Origin of the sequence: Cryobacterium psychrotolerans (assembly GCF_900101115.1) — a bacterium.
GTDB classification, from domain to species: Bacteria; Actinomycetota; Actinomycetes; order Actinomycetales; family Microbacteriaceae; genus Cryobacterium; species Cryobacterium psychrotolerans.
Map to the genome: position 1 here is coordinate 246,240 of NZ_FNFU01000001.1, position 13,794 is coordinate 260,033.

The following is a 13,794-nucleotide window of genomic DNA, read 5'->3' on the forward strand; positions in this document are numbered from 1 at the left end:
CGGTCAGCGGGGCGCAGGCTCCTCGGCGGTGGCGGGGGCCTCGGGTGCGGTCGGCAGCCGGCGCATCCCGGTGAGCGGGGAGAACGCCACGAACGAGCAGCTCAGCAGCGAACCGGCGAGCGCGATCCACATCGTGGCGACGATGCCGATGTATCCGCCGAGGGCGCCGCTCAGCAGAGAGGCGATGGGCATGACGCCCCAGACGAAGAACCGGATCGACGCGTTCATCCGGCCGAGGAGCCGCGGCGGGCAGAGGCGCTGGCGGAGGGTCACCTGGGTGATGTTGTAGACCAGCACGGTGAACGCGATCACGAATTCGGCGGCGACGAGCACGGCCAGGGAGGCCGGCGCCGGCAGGAACGAGGCGAGCGGGAAGAGCGCGAACACGACGGCGCCGAGCAGGGCGGCCACGGTGATGATCGTGCCCTCGCCCACCCAGGCGGCAAGCCGCGGAGTGGCCAGGGCGCCGAGGAGGCCGCCCACCGCGCCGAACGAGAACATGATGCCGAGGCCGGCCGCGCCCAGGTCCAGGTCGCGCAGCACGTACAGCGGCAACAGAGTGAGGGCCAGGGTGGCGAAGAAATTGGAACTCGCCGTCGTCGCGGCGATGCTGCGGATCAGCGGCTGGCCCCAGACGAACCGCACGCCCTCCGCGATCTCCCGCGGCAACGACTGGCGTTGCGTGCGGTCCGCGGGAACCTCGTCGTCACGGATGCGCCCCAGCATGACGGCCGAGACCAGGTAGGAGACCGCATCGATGACCAGGAGGACGGGGGCGCTGACGACCGTGAGGAGTGCGCCGGCGAGGCCGGGACCGGCGATGCGGGAGACCTGCGAGGTCGCCTCGAGGGTCGAGTTCGCCTGTCCGACCTGCTCCGATCGCACGAGGATGGGGATGTAGCTCTGGTACGACACGTCGAAGAAGACGGTGGCCGCACCCATCACGGCAGCGACCAGGTACAGGTGCCAGATTTCGAGCGCGCCGGCGACCCAGAGCAGCGGGATGGCGGCCAGGGTGACCGCCCGGACGAGGTCGGCGGCGATCATGACGCGGCGCTTGAGCCACCGGTCGACCCACGCGCCCGCGGGCAGCCCGACGACGAGAAAGGCCGCCGTGCTCGCCGCGTTCAGCACACCCATCTCCCACTCGACCGCGCCGAGCAGGGTGACCGCCAGAAAGGGCAGGGCCAGCGAAGTGAACTGCACCCCCAGCACGCTGATGCCCTCGGCACCCCAGAGCCAGAGGAACCTGCGGTCGCGGTGCACATTGGGCGGGGTCATCCGGCCATACTCGCACCCCGTGCCCCTCGCCCGTGGGAACCTGGCGGGTACGTTGGAGGCATGCCAGAGCCCACAGTCGTCACGGCCCCGATCCGCACCGGAATCATCGGCTTCGGAACCTCGGGGCGGATCTTCCACGCCCCGTTCGTCTCCGCCAACCCCGAGTACTCCCTCGACCTGATCGTGACCGCGAACCCGGAGCGGCGGATGCAGGCGATCCACCTCTACCCGGATGCCGAGGTCCTGGCCACCGCCGACGACCTGCTCAACCGGGTCGACGACCTCGACCTCGTCGTGATCGGTTCGCCCTCGGGGACCCACGTCGACCTGGCCCACGCAGCCCTCGATGCCGGCGTGGCCGTGGTCGTGGACAAGCCCTTCTCAGTGACCCCTGAGCAGGGACGCGGCGTGATCGAGAAGGCCGAACGGCTGGGGCTGCTGCTGACCGTCTTCCAGAACCGGCGCTGGGACGGCGACTTCCTCACCCTGCGTTCGCTCCTTGCCGACGGGGCCCTGGGCACGGTTCGACGGTTCGAGTCACGGTTCGAATGGTGGAAGCCCGAACAGGCCAAATCGTGGAAGGCCACGGCAACGGCGGCCGAGGGTGGCGGCGTGCTCTACGACCTGGGCGCGCACCTCATCGACCAGGCCATGCTGCTGTTCGGCCCCGTCGACGATGTCTATGCCGAAGTTCTCACCCGGCGCACGGGAGGCGCCGCCGACGACGACACGTTCGTCGCCCTGCACCACGGCTCCGGCGTGCACTCACACCTGTGGATGAACGGCATGGCCGCGCAGGTCGGGCCGCGGTTCCACGTGCTCGGCTCCACGGCCGGCTATACCAAGTGGGGTCTGGACGGGCAGGAGGTCGCGCTGAAGGCGGGGGCACTGCCCACCGACGACGGCTTCGGCCTCGACGCCGAAGCGACCTGGGGCGTGCTCGGGCGCGACGGCGACCTCGCCCGGGTTCCGACCGAGCGCGGCAGCTACGCGTCGTTCTACGCGGGGCTGGCCGACGCGATGCTCCGGGGAGCGCCGGTGCCGGTCAAGCCCCGCGACGCCCTGCACGTCATCGATGTGATCGAACGGGTTCACCGCCTGGCCGGCTGATCAGGCCGGCTGATCAGGCCAGGGGTGTCGGCCGTTCCAGCCGGACAGGCGGTCGGCGTCAGCTGCCGGATTCGGTGTCGGCCGTGTCGTCCACGTCGTCGGTGTCGTCGTCGTGCCCGGGACCGTGCCCGGGACCGTGCCCGGGACCGTGCCCGGTTTCGGTGCTCGTGATGGTGAACGACTTGTCCAGCTTCAGGGTCGCCCGGGTCCCGTCGGACTGGATGATGTGGGCCTCGTAGGCGGCGCCCTCGGCGTCGTTCTCCACCCGCTGGATCTCGGCATCCGGGTATTTCGCGGTGACTGCGGCGGTCACCCTGGCGGCCGTGTCGCCGGTGAGCAGAGCCTCGGCCGTGCCGTCCCGGCCGAGGTGGTCGCCGGCGCTTTCGTCGCGCTCGGGCCCGGTGCCGTCATGGTGGCCGGGGCCGTAGTCGGAGCGGTCGTCCGGCGCAGCCGTCGACGTGTCGTTCGGGGTGTCCGTGGCCGCGGACGCCGACGAGAGGGCTGTCGCGCCGATCGCACCGCCCAGCAGCATGGCGCCCGCGATCGAGGCGCCGATTGCGGTCTTCTGTCTCTTATTCATCTGGTGTCTCCTCCGTCAGCGGCCTCGAGGATTCGGGGCGCGCACTCTGTCGTGACTCCACCGTGCAGGGACCGGCTATCGACGACGTATGACGAGCCTGAAAGACGGCTGGGTATCGGTGAGTGAGCCCGGAAACCGCCGGCCGGGCATCCGCAACCGTCAGGCCACCGTCACGGCCAGGGGCGCATTCTCGTCTGCGGTCCATTCGTTGAGGGAGCCGTCGAAGATGGCGACGTCGCCGTGCCCGGCCAGGGTCAGCGCGAGGGCGCTCGCCGCGGCGGCGATCCCCGCGCCGCAGTAGGTGACGACCCGGCCGCCGGACGCGGCAGCGGGGGCGACGCGAGCCGTCAGCTCGTCGCCGCGGAGGAACGCGTTCGTGGCCCGGTCAACGAGGCGGCCGGCGGGGAGGCTCACGCTGCCCGGGATGTGGCCCCGGCGCGGGCGCGCGCCGGCCTCGCCCGAGAACTCGGCGGCCGGGAGCGAGCAGACGAGGGACGCATCCGTGTCGCCGGCCAGGACCGACTCGACGAACGCCTTATCGACCCACAGCTCGGGGCGCACAACGGCCTCGAAGCGGCGCCCGGCCCGTGCGGCCACGTGGCCGGTTCGGGTGGGGCGCAGCTCCGCCTTCCACTTAGTGAGGCCGCCGTCGAGCACCGAGACGTTGTCGTAGCCGAACGAGCGGAACAGCCACCAGATCCGCGACGCCCACTGGCCGACCGAGCCGTCGTAGACGATGACCCTCGTGTGGTTGTCGATGCCGACGGATGCCGCGGCACGCTCGAACTGCTCGGCGCTCGGGCGGGCGAAGTCGAAGCCGCCGTCGGGGTCGGAGAAGACGTCGAGCAGGTTCGCGAAGATCGCGCCGGGCAGGTGGCCGACGACGAGGTACTGGTCGTAGCCGCTCAGCCAGCGCTGCCCGCCGCCGGGCGCGGAGACCTGCAGGACCGTCGCGTCGAGCACCACGAGGTCTTCGGCCCCCTGGTGGTCGGTGAGCCACTGGGTGGAGACGAGGAGCGAGGACGTAGCGGGGGAGGGGAAGGCTGGGGAGGGACGAACTGGCGAGGACATGCGGCAACGCTAGCCGGGCGGCCCGGCCGCCGCCCGGTCGGCCGCAACAGGAGGTAACGCGTGGCGCGTCCCGCCGTGGGCCGCGCTACCGCTGGGCCTTCCAGTCGAGATTGATGATCTGCTTGATGTAGATGCTCTCGCCCAGCCCCGGCACGGACGGGTTCATCTTCAGCATCATCTGCACCGGCACGTTGAACCGCTGCGCGATGTCGAAGAACGAATCGCCCTCGACGACCGTGTAGGTGAGGAGGGCCCCGCCCCCGGATGCCGTCGTCGTCCCGCGGGCTCCCGGCGTGGAGCCGAGGTCCTGGGCGGGGCCCTGGGGCAGGGGCTTCGGCTCGGCGTTGGGCGTCAGCGTGGGCACCTGCGGATTCGGCACGAGCGGGGCCTCGGCGACGGGCGTCGGCGTCGGGGTCGCGGTCGGAGTCGGAGTGGGCGTGGGCTCGGGGGTCGGGGTGACCGTCGCCGTGACCGTCACGACCGGCGCCGGTGCGGCGGCGCATCCGGCCAGGGCGAGCAGCAGGACCGCGGCGGCCGCCGCGATGGTCGCCCCGGTCGTGGCGCGGCGCAGGAATGTCTGGCTGGTGATTGTGGCCCCCCCGGGATACCTCTCGACTGAGAGCGCCCGCGCGCTTTAGCGCGCCGACGTCCCGCCAGTCTAGGCCGCGCCGTCCCGCCGGCGTCCGCCCCAGTCCGCCCCAGTTGGGGGCGCCGGCACGGCGCGCGTCACGTTCACGCCCGGTGTGTGCGCCGAGTTTCACAGTTCCGGTCGAGTTCACCGGGTGCGCGGGGCGAACTCGACCGCAAGAGTCAAATTCGGCGCGGAGGGGCGGTCAGCACTCGATGACGTTGACCGCGAGTCCGCCTTCGCTGGTCTCCTTGTACTTGGTCATCATGTCGAGTCCGGTCTGGCGCATGGTTTCGATCACCGTGTCGAGCGAGACGAGGTGCGTGCCGTCGCCGTGCAGCGCGAGGCGTGCGGCCGACACCGCCGTCGACGACGCGATCGCGTTGCGTTCGATGCAGGGAACCTGCACGAGGCCGCCGACCGGGTCGCAGGTGAGCCCCAGGTGGTGCTCCATGGCGATCTCTGCCGCGTTCTCGACCTGGCGGGTGGTGCCGCCGAGCACGGCGCACAGGGCGCCGGCGGCCATGGCGCAGGCGGAGCCGACCTCGGCCTGGCAGCCGCCCTCCGCGCCGGAGATCGAGGCGTTGGCCTTGACCAGCGAACCGATGGCGACGGCCGTGAGCAGGTAGCGACGGATGCCCTCGGCGTCGGCCCCCGGAACGAATTTCAGGTAGTAGTGGCCGACGGCGGGGATGATGCCGGCCGCGCCGTTGGTGGGGGCCGTGACGACGCGGCCGCCGGCGGCGTTCTCCTCGTTGACGGCGAGCGCGAAGGCGTGCAGCCACTCGGTCGAGGTGTCGCGATCGCGCAGGGGGAGGCTGTCATATTCCTCCAGGCGCATACGAACCTTGGCGGCCCGCCGTTTCACGCCGAGACCGCCGGGGAGCGTGCCGTCGCCCGCCAGTCCGGCCTCGACGCAGGTGTGCATGGCGTCCCAGATCGCGTCGAGTCCGGCGTCGAGCCCCTCGGCGCCGTGGATGGCTTCCTCGTTGGCGCGGGCCACGTCGCAGATGCCGATGTCGTGCGTGTCGCAGAGGGCGAGCAGTTCGTCGCTCGACGCGTAGGGCAGGGGCTGCGCCACGGTCGCCGGGGGGCGGATGGGGTCGCCGTCGCGGCGGATGAAGCCGCCGCCGATCGAGTAGTACGTCTCCTCGAACAGGGGCTGGGCATCCGATTCGCCCCACGCCCGGATGGTCAGAGCATTGGGGTGGCCGGGCAGCCGGGTGCGCGGCTCGAAGGTCACGTCGCTCTTGCTGATCGGGATCTCTCGGGTGCCGCGCAGGCGCAGGGTGGCGCCGTCCTGCAGTTTCGACCAGGCGAATCGCACGTCGTCGGGATCGCAGCTTTCGGGCCGGAAGCCGGCGAGCCCGGCCAGGACGGCGTCGGGCGTGCCGTGGCCGAGACCGGTGGCGCCGAGCGAGCCGTAGAGCGAGCAGGTGATCCGTCGCACCTCCGGCAGGTGCCCGCTCGCGGCGAGGTTGTCGGCAAACGTGAGGGCGGCCCTCATCGGGCCAACCGTGTGGGAACTGGATGGACCGATGCCGATGGAGAAAAGGTCGAGAGCCGAGACGTACGCTGTCACGCCCCCCATGTTACGGGGACTGTCGTGCATAAATCGTGCGCGGATCGCGTGTTCTCGCCCCGTTCCTCCCCGCGAAACCGCAGTTGTGCGCGTTATTCCGCCGATATAACGCGCACAACTGCGGTTTCGCGGGGGTGGGGACGGGTTAGCGGATGGTCTTGCGGGCGGTGATCTGGCCGGTGTCGAAGCCGAGCAGGTGCAGCCCTCCGTTGAAGCGGGCGTGCTCGATCTTGATGCACCGGTCCATCACGACCGTGAGCCCCTTCGATTCGCCGTACTCCGCGGCATCCTGGTTCCAGATGCCCAGCTGCACCCAGACCGTCGGCGCGCGGATGGCGAGCACGTCGTCGATGACCGACGGGATGTCGCTGCCGCGCCGGAAGACCACGACGATGTCGGGCACCTCGGGCAGGGAGGGGAGGTCGGGATAGGCCTTCTGGCCGAGGATCGTGTCGGCGTTGGGGTTCACGAAGTAGACACGGTAGTCGCTCGACTGCCGCAGGTAGGTGCCGACGAAGTAGCTCGAGCGGGCCGGGTTCGGCGACGCCCCGACGATGGCGACGGATTTCGCCGCGCGCAGGATCTTCAGCCGCGCCTTCGCGTCGGGCCCGATCCAGGTGCGCTGCGAGTGCAGCAGCTTCGCCAGCGGCGAGCCGGCCGGCACGTCACAGCTCAGGCCGTTGGCCAACTGCACGGTCTCGGTGACGGCGGGCGCGGCATCCGTCGCCGGGGCGGCTGCCGCCGTGTCCGTGTCGGTGACGGTGCCGGTCGTGTCGGTGCTCATTTGCTTCCTCCCACGGCCTGCGCGAGGGCCTGGTCCAGATCGTAGATGATGTCGTCGACGTCTTCGATGCCCACGCTGATCCGCACCCCGCCGGGCTGCACGCCCGCGTCGGCGAGCTGCTGCTCGCTCAGCTGCGCGTGCGTGGTGGAGGCCGGATGAATCACGAGCGTTTTCGCGTCGCCGATGTTGGCGAGGTGGCTGGCCAGGTTCACCGAGTCGATGAACGTGCGGCCGGCGTCCCGGCCGCCCTTCACGCCAAAGCTGAACACGGAGCCGGGACCCTTGGGCAGGTACTTGAGTCCGCGCTCGTAGTGCGGGTGGCTCGGCAGTCCGGCCCAGTTGACGTGGTCGACCCGCGGGTCGGCATCCAGCCATTCGGCGACCGTGCGGGCGTTGTCGACGTGCGCCTGCATGCGGAACGGCAGCGTCTCGACGCCCTGGGCGAGCAGGAACGCGGAGTGCGGGGCGAGGCTCGGCCCGATGTCGCGCAGCTGCTCGGCGCGGAGGCGGGTGAGGAACGCGTATTCGCCGAAGTTGCCCGACCACTGCAGGCCGCCGTAGCTGGGCACCGGGTCGCCGAACAGGGGGTATTTATCGCTGTGCCAGTGGAACCGGCCGCTCTCGACGACGACGCCGCCGAGGGTGGTGCCGTGCCCGCCGAGGAACTTGGTCGCCGAGTGGATGACGATGTCGGCTCCCCACTCGAACGGTCGGGTCAGGTAGGGCGTCGCGATCGTCGAGTCGATGATCAGCGGGATGCCTGCGGCATGGGCTACCTCGGCGAGCCCCTCGATGTCGGCGACCTCGCCGGACGGGTTCGCGACGGTCTCGGCGAAGATCAGCTTCGTCTTGTCGGTGATCGCGGCCGCGTAGTCGGCCGGGTCAGCGCCCTGCACGAACGTCGTGTCGATGCCGAAGCGGCGCAGCGTCACGTCGAGCTGGGTGATCGAGCCGCCGTACAGGTTCGCGCTCGAGACGATGTGGTCGCCGGAACCGGCGAGGCTCGCGAAGGTGATGTACTGCGCGGACAGGCCGCTCGCGGTGGCGACGGCGCCGAGGCCGCCCTCCAGGCTCGCGATGCGTTCCTCGAACGCGGCGACGGTGGGATTGGCCAGGCGCGAGTAGATGTTGCCGTACTTCTGCAGGGCGAAGCGGGCCGCGGCATCCGCGGTGTCGTCGAACACGAACGCGCTCGTCTGGTAGATCGGCAGCGCGCGGGCGCCGGTCACCGCATCGGGGATGTTCCCGGCGTGGATTGCCCTGGTCTTGAAGCCGTACTCGCGATCTGCCATGGCCTCACGGTACCGAAAGGGGCTGGGGCCGGCATGGTGGCGCGTAACAGGGCGCAACGGATGCCGCAGTCGCGCGGGCGGCGCGGGACGTGCGCCGCTGCGCGGGAGTTCGGCCACGCGCGAAGCGGCGCAGCTCCCGCGCGAGGCGGCGCGCGGCTCCCGCGCGGCTCCGGGCAGGGTGCGCGCAGTGCCCCGCGGCCCGTCATGCGGCAGGATGTTCCCATGGCGCACGAAGTGGAAACGGTCGTGATCGGCGGCGGGGCGATGGGCTCGGCGACCGCCTGGCAGCTCGCCCGCCGGGGACGCTCGGTGTTGCTGCTGGAGCGCTTCGAGCCGGGGCACGCCAACGGGGCCTCACACGGCGCGTCCCGCAATTTCAACACGGCCTACGCCGAACCGACCTATGTCGCGATGCTCGCCGAGGCCCTGCCGCTCTGGCGCGGCCTCGAGTCCGAGACCGGGTCCCGGCTGCTCGAGCAGGTCGGCATCGTGAACCACGGCCCCAACCCGAGCTTCGATGCCGTCGCCGACGCGCTGCACGCGGTCGGGCTCGGGGCCGAGTTCCTGGCGCCGGAGGCCGCGGGGGAACGCTGGCCGGGCATCCGTTTCGACGGGCGGGTGCTGCACACCCCCGATGCCGGCCGGTTGAACGCGGATGCCGCAGTGGCCGCCCTGCAGGCCGCCGCCGTCGCCGCGGGCGCCGAGATCCGTCACGGCACCCGCGCCCTGCGCCTCGAGGTGCTCGGCGACGACCATGTGCGCGTCACCACCGAGACCGGCGTCGTCGATGCCCGCCGGGCCGTCGTCACGGTCGGCGCCTGGACCACCGGACTACTCGCCGGCGTGCTGCCCGTGCCGCGCCTCGTCGTCACGCAGGAGCAGCCCGCGCATTTCGCGCTGCGCGACACCGCGCCGGATGCCGCAGAGCGTGCAGCCGTGAACTGGCCGGGCTTCAACCACGCGTTCGACCCCGCCGACCCGCGCTACGACCACTGGTATTCGCCGGTCTACGGCATGTACACGCCGGGCCAGGGAGTCAAGGCCGGCTGGCACGGCGTCGGCCCGGTCACCGATCCGGATGCCCGCAGCTTCACCCCCGAACCGGTGCAGCTGGCCGCGCTGCAGCGGTATGTGCGCGACTGGCTGCCCGGCGCCGACCCCGACGCGCTCGAGCCGGTCAGCTGCACGTACACGACCACCGCCGACGAGGACTTCGTGCTCGACCGGGTCGGGCCGGTCGTCGTCGGCGCCGGCTTCAGCGGGCACGGCTTCAAGTTCACCCCGTCGGTCGGGCGGATCCTCGCCGACATCGCCACGGGCGCAGGCCCCGCCCCGGCCCGATTCGCGCTGTCCCGGCTGCCGAACCCCGGCGCCGGTGGCTGGCTCACCCACCGCTGACCCGGCCCGCCCACGCGCGGGATGACAACGGCTTCCACGTTGAGTTGCGGACAAAGCACCTTCAATTCGCGAATAAAGGTACTTTCTCCGCATCTCAGCCACACTGCTCGATGGATGTGGATGTGGATGTGGATGTGGATGTGGATGTGGGCGTGGGCGTGGGCGTGCCAACGAGAAAGGCCGCCTCCCCGGAGGGAAACGGCCTGACTCGCTCGGGCACCGGGTACGGCGCCGGATGCCGTTCTAGCGGTGGTGGAACCGGGCGACCATCGGGCAGTCGAACGGGTCGCGTGCCGCCAGGCCGACCTTGTTGAGGTAGCGAATGACGATGCCGTAGGACTCGAGGATCGACGTCTCCGTGTAGAGGATGTTGTGCGATTCGCAGTATTCCTTGGTGATTTCCTGCGCCTTGCGGAGGTGCGGCCTGGCCATGTTCGGGAACAGGTGGTGCTCTACCTGGTAGTTGAGCCCGCCCATGAACGTGTCCATGACGGTGCCGCCGCGGATGTTGCGCGAGGTGAGCACCTGGCGACGCAGGAAGTCGACCTTGCTGTCGTGCGGCAGCATCGGCATGCCCTTGTGGTTGGGCGCGAACGAGGCGCCCATGTACACGCCGAACACGGCCAGCTGCACGCCGATGAAGGCGAACGCCATGCCGAGCGGCAGGAAGTAGAAGATCACGGCGACGTAGGCCACGATGCGGGTGGTGAGCATCGAGATCTCGAGCCAGCGCTTGTCGACCTTCTTGCGGCCGAAGACCGTCTTGAAGCCGTGGATGTGCAGGTTGATGCCCTCGAGCATCAGCAGCGGGAAGAACGCGTAACCCTGCTTGCGGGTGAGGAACGAGGTGATCCAGTTGACCTTCGCGGCGTCTTCCTCGCGGAAGACGATCACGTCCGGATCGATGTCCGGGTCCTTGCCGATCACGTTGGGCTGCGCGTGGTGGCGGCTGTGCTTGTTCATCCACCAGGCGTAGCTGATGCCGACGAAGAGGTTCGCGAGGATGCGGCCGGCGCGGTCATTCGCGGGGCCGGATTCGAACACCTGGCGGTGCGAGGCCTCATGGGCCAGGAACGCGAACTGGGTGAGGATGATGCCGAGCACGCCGGCGATGATCAGCTGGAACCAACTGTCGCCGAGCAGGACGAAACCGGTGATGGCTCCGCCGAGCGCGACCATGAGGATCGAGAAGACCAGCCAGTAGAAACCGGTGGCCCGCTTCAGCAGCCCGAGGTTGCGCACGGTGTGCAGCAGCGACGAATACTCGGTGGTGGGGTTCTTCGAATCGCCACCCCGGCGGGTCTTGAGGATGCGCACCGTAGGTGCGGCAATTGCTTCCGACATAGGGCCTTTGTTTGTTTCTTGACTTCCCAGCCGCGGATTGAGCAATTACTCGCAGAACAGATACCGATCATTCTACGCGAGCCACCCCCCGAAACCGGGGGAACTCACACTGGATTCCCAGTCGCTATATGCCCGAGGCGGCATATGTCCCCGTGGAACAGGGGGCAGGATCAGCGCCAGCTCGGGAGCCAGATATGCAGCTGCCAGAACAGGAACGGGGTCTGCATTCCGGTCCAGAGCGGGTAGAAAAAGGCGCTCACCAGCGCCGCCATGGCGAGGAAGATCACCACGACCCGGATGCCCGCCAACCGTCGCCGGGCGGCCCGCTCCTCGTCCGCCACCGGCGCCCCGTCCGAACCGCGCGGCTCGCCCAGCAGCAGCCCGATCACGAAGGTCAGCCCGAGGATCAGGTACGGCTCGAACGCGATCGTGTAGAACTGGAAAACCGTGCGGTTCAGGTACATCAGCCAGGGCAGGTACCCGGCGGCCAGGCCGGTCAGGATGAGGCCGACCCGCCACTGCCGGTACCGGGCCAGCCGGTAGACCAGGTAGAACGCGGCAAGGGTCGCCGCCCACCAGATGATCGGATTGCCGATTCCCGTGATCGCCTCGGCGCAGCTGGTGAACCCGCAGCCGTTCTCGCCGACGGACGACGAACGGAAGTACATGCTCGTCGGCCGGATCATGAACAGCCAGGTGAGCGGGTTCGCCTGGTAGGGATGGGGCGTTTCGACATTCACGTGGTAGCCGTACGCGGCCACCTGGTAATGCCAGAAGCTCTGCAGGGGGAGCGGCACCCACGAGAACGCGCCCGTCCACGCCGCCCCCGCGGTTTCCGCCCAGTCCCGGTAGTAGCCGCCCCGGGTGACGAACCAGCCGGTCCAGGATGCGAGGAACGTGGCGGCCGCGACCGGGACCAGCAGCAGGAAATTCGCCGGGGCCTGCTTGAGCAGGGCCGCGCTCAGCCAGAACGGCACCCCGGCCGGGCGGCGGGCGAGGGCGTCGACGACCACGACGTAGACGCCGAATGCGGCGAGGAAGTAGAAGCCCGACCACTTGACCGAGCTGGTCAGGCCGAACGCGAGGCCGGCGGCGAGCAGCCACGGCCGCCACCACAGCGTCGGGCCCCACGCCGGTTCGACGCCGGCGTCCCGGCGCCGGGCCAGCGAGGCTGCCAGCCGGGCCGCGTGCCAGTCCCGGTCGAGCAACACCGCGCCGAAGCCGAGCAGCGCGAAGAACATCACCGAGTTGTCCAGCAGGGCGACCCGCGACATCACGATCGCGTGCCCGTCGATGGCGAGGAGGAACCCGGCGATCAGCATCAGCACGGTGGAGCCGAAGAGCCGGCGGGCGATCAGCATCAGCACGGCGACCGCGAGCACGCCGATCAGGGCGGTCACGATGCGCCAGCCCCAGCTGCTGTCGGCGCCCCAGAAGGCCATGCCGAGGGCGATCAGCCATTTGCCCAGCGGCGGATGCACGACGAAGGACGGATCCGAGAGGAAGATGTTCGCCTGCCCGGCGGCGAAGAGGGCGTCGGCCTTGTCCGGCCAGGTCGACTCGTAGCCGTTGTTGAACAGCGTCCAGGCATCCTTCACGTAGAAGGTCTCGTCGAAGACGAGCTCGCGAGGGTGTCCCAGGTTCCAGAGTCGCAGGATAGCCGCCAGAACGAGGACGGCGAGGGGCCCGGCCCAGCGGAACCAGCGGCTAGTAGCGAGCACCTGACCATCGTAGTGATCGGCCGCACGGGTGACCGGAGGCTGAGAGAATGGGACCATGATCATCCTCGCCGCCACGCCCATCGGAAACCTCGGGGACGTGACCACGCGCCTGGTCGAGGCCCTCAGTACCACGACGGTCATCGCGTCGGAGGACACCCGGGTCACCGTGCACCTGCTCAAGGCGCTCGGCATCGAGAACCGGCCGAAGCTGATCAGCCTGCACGACCACAACGAGCGCGGCAAGGCGGCCGAACTCGTCGAGCTCGCCCGGGACACCGACATCCTCGTGCTCAGCGACGCGGGGATGCCCACCGTGTCCGATCCCGGCTTCCACCTGGTGGATGCCGCGGCCCAGGCCGGCGTCACCGTCACGGCCCTGCCCGGTCCCTCCGCCGTGCTCACCGCCCTGGCCGTCTCCGGCCTGCCCACCGACCGGTTCACCTTCGAGGGGTTCCTGCCTCGCAAACACGGCGAACGCGTCGGAGCCCTGCGCGAACTCGCCGCCGAGCGGCGTACCATGGTGTTCTTCGAGTCGGCGAAGCGGCTGGCCGCGTCGCTGACCGACCTCCAGGCCACGCTCGGCGCCGATCGCCGCGTCGTCGTCTGCCGCGAGCTCACCAAGTTCTTCGAAGAGGTCAAGCGGGGAACCGCCGCCGAGCTCGCCGAGTGGGCGGCGGCGGGCGTCAAGGGCGAAATCTGCATCGTCGTCGCGGGCGCCCCGGCCCGGGTCCTCGACCTGGAGACCGGCGTGGCCGAGGTCCACGCCCTGGTCGCGGCCGGCGCCCGGCTCAAGGATGCCGCCGCCGACGTGTCCGCGGCATCCGGCCTGGGCAAGCGCGACCTGTACGAGGCGGCGCTCACCCGGAAGACCCCCGCGCCCTCCCGCAACGCGGAATACCCGACCCTCCCCAACCGTTAACACTGCTAAGAAACAGCTAATGGGGTGAGGGTCAGTGGCGCACGAACACAGTGATAGTGATGCCGGGGAAGACGTTGCCGAGGC

General features: G+C 70.0%; 13 protein-coding genes. 4 read left to right on the forward strand and 9 right to left on the reverse strand.

From position 1 onward, the window contains the following. Positions 1 to 3 precede the first annotated feature (3 nt). Entirely contained in the window at positions 4 to 1,281 is a 1,278-nt protein-coding gene (locus tag BLQ39_RS00995) for an MFS transporter (RefSeq protein WP_092321209.1), read from the reverse strand. Between the two features lie 60 nt (positions 1,282 to 1,341). Here BLQ39_RS00995 and BLQ39_RS01000 point away from each other — a divergent pair, with 60 nt between their 5' ends. Further along, positions 1,342 to 2,391 carry a Gfo/Idh/MocA family protein gene (locus tag BLQ39_RS01000; protein WP_092321210.1) on the forward strand — a complete coding sequence of 350 codons (1,050 nt, stop codon included), beginning with the start codon at positions 1,342 to 1,344 and terminating at the stop codon, positions 2,389 to 2,391. Between the two features lie 58 nt (positions 2,392 to 2,449). Here the strand turns inward: BLQ39_RS01000 and BLQ39_RS01005 are convergent, their stop codons facing one another. The 3 genes from BLQ39_RS01005 to BLQ39_RS01015 form a co-directional block, all read right to left on the reverse strand. Beyond that, a complete protein-coding gene (locus BLQ39_RS01005) occupies positions 2,450 to 2,971 on the reverse strand; it encodes a hypothetical protein (protein WP_174775390.1) in 522 nt (173 codons plus the stop codon). A 159-nt stretch (positions 2,972 to 3,130) separates the two neighbouring features. Beyond that, positions 3,131 to 4,042 (reverse strand): sulfurtransferase, encoded by a 912-nt coding sequence (locus BLQ39_RS01010; protein ID WP_092321211.1) that lies wholly within the window; start codon positions 4,040 to 4,042, stop codon positions 3,131 to 3,133. An 85-nt stretch (positions 4,043 to 4,127) separates the two neighbouring features. Continuing rightward, positions 4,128 to 4,406, reverse strand: coding sequence for a LysM peptidoglycan-binding domain-containing protein (locus tag BLQ39_RS01015; RefSeq protein ID WP_174775389.1), 279 nt, complete (start codon positions 4,404 to 4,406; stop codon positions 4,128 to 4,130). On the opposite strand from BLQ39_RS01015, the gene BLQ39_RS15735 reads away from it, so the two are divergent. Next, positions 4,399 to 4,680: a hypothetical protein gene (locus BLQ39_RS15735; RefSeq protein WP_174775388.1), complete on the forward strand. Its 282-nt coding sequence runs from the start codon at positions 4,399 to 4,401 to the stop codon at positions 4,678 to 4,680. The genes BLQ39_RS01015 and BLQ39_RS15735 overlap by 8 nt on opposite strands. A gap of 195 nt (positions 4,681 to 4,875) precedes the next feature. On the opposite strand, the gene BLQ39_RS01020 is transcribed toward BLQ39_RS15735, so the two are convergent. From BLQ39_RS01020 to BLQ39_RS01030, 3 genes are all read right to left on the reverse strand, one after another. Next, a complete protein-coding gene (locus BLQ39_RS01020; RefSeq protein WP_092321335.1) occupies positions 4,876 to 6,252 on the reverse strand; it encodes an L-serine ammonia-lyase in 1,377 nt (458 codons plus the stop codon). A gap of 145 nt (positions 6,253 to 6,397) precedes the next feature. Further along, positions 6,398 to 7,036, reverse strand: coding sequence for a CoA-binding protein (locus tag BLQ39_RS01025; RefSeq protein WP_092321213.1), 639 nt, complete (start codon positions 7,034 to 7,036; stop codon positions 6,398 to 6,400). Then, the gene (locus BLQ39_RS01030; protein ID WP_092321214.1) at positions 7,033 to 8,328 is read right to left on the reverse strand and encodes an O-acetylhomoserine aminocarboxypropyltransferase/cysteine synthase family protein; all 1,296 of its coding nucleotides are present in this window, start codon (positions 8,326 to 8,328) and stop codon (positions 7,033 to 7,035) included. Before BLQ39_RS01030 ends, BLQ39_RS01025 begins: the two co-directional genes overlap by 4 nt. 222 nt (positions 8,329 to 8,550) lie before the next feature. Between BLQ39_RS01030 and BLQ39_RS01035 the strand changes: the two genes are divergently transcribed. Further along, a complete protein-coding gene (locus BLQ39_RS01035; RefSeq protein ID WP_092321215.1) occupies positions 8,551 to 9,726 on the forward strand; it encodes an FAD-dependent oxidoreductase in 1,176 nt (391 codons plus the stop codon). Positions 9,727 to 9,969: 243 nt separating this feature from the next. Here BLQ39_RS01035 and BLQ39_RS01040 read toward each other — a convergent pair whose 3' ends face one another. Both BLQ39_RS01040 and BLQ39_RS01045 read right to left on the reverse strand, forming a co-directional pair. Continuing rightward, the gene (locus BLQ39_RS01040; RefSeq protein WP_092321216.1) at positions 9,970 to 11,070 is read right to left on the reverse strand and encodes a fatty acid desaturase family protein; all 1,101 of its coding nucleotides are present in this window, start codon (positions 11,068 to 11,070) and stop codon (positions 9,970 to 9,972) included. A 170-nt stretch (positions 11,071 to 11,240) separates the two neighbouring features. Then, positions 11,241 to 12,848 carry a dolichyl-phosphate-mannose--protein mannosyltransferase gene (locus BLQ39_RS01045; protein ID WP_241982917.1) on the reverse strand — a complete coding sequence of 536 codons (1,608 nt, stop codon included), beginning with the start codon at positions 12,846 to 12,848 and terminating at the stop codon, positions 11,241 to 11,243. Here BLQ39_RS01045 and rsmI point away from each other — a divergent pair. Continuing rightward, a complete protein-coding gene (gene rsmI, locus BLQ39_RS01050; RefSeq protein WP_092321218.1) occupies positions 12,847 to 13,710 on the forward strand; it encodes a 16S rRNA (cytidine(1402)-2'-O)-methyltransferase in 864 nt (287 codons plus the stop codon). The genes BLQ39_RS01045 and rsmI overlap by 2 nt on opposite strands. Positions 13,711 to 13,794: the final 84 nt, after the last annotated feature.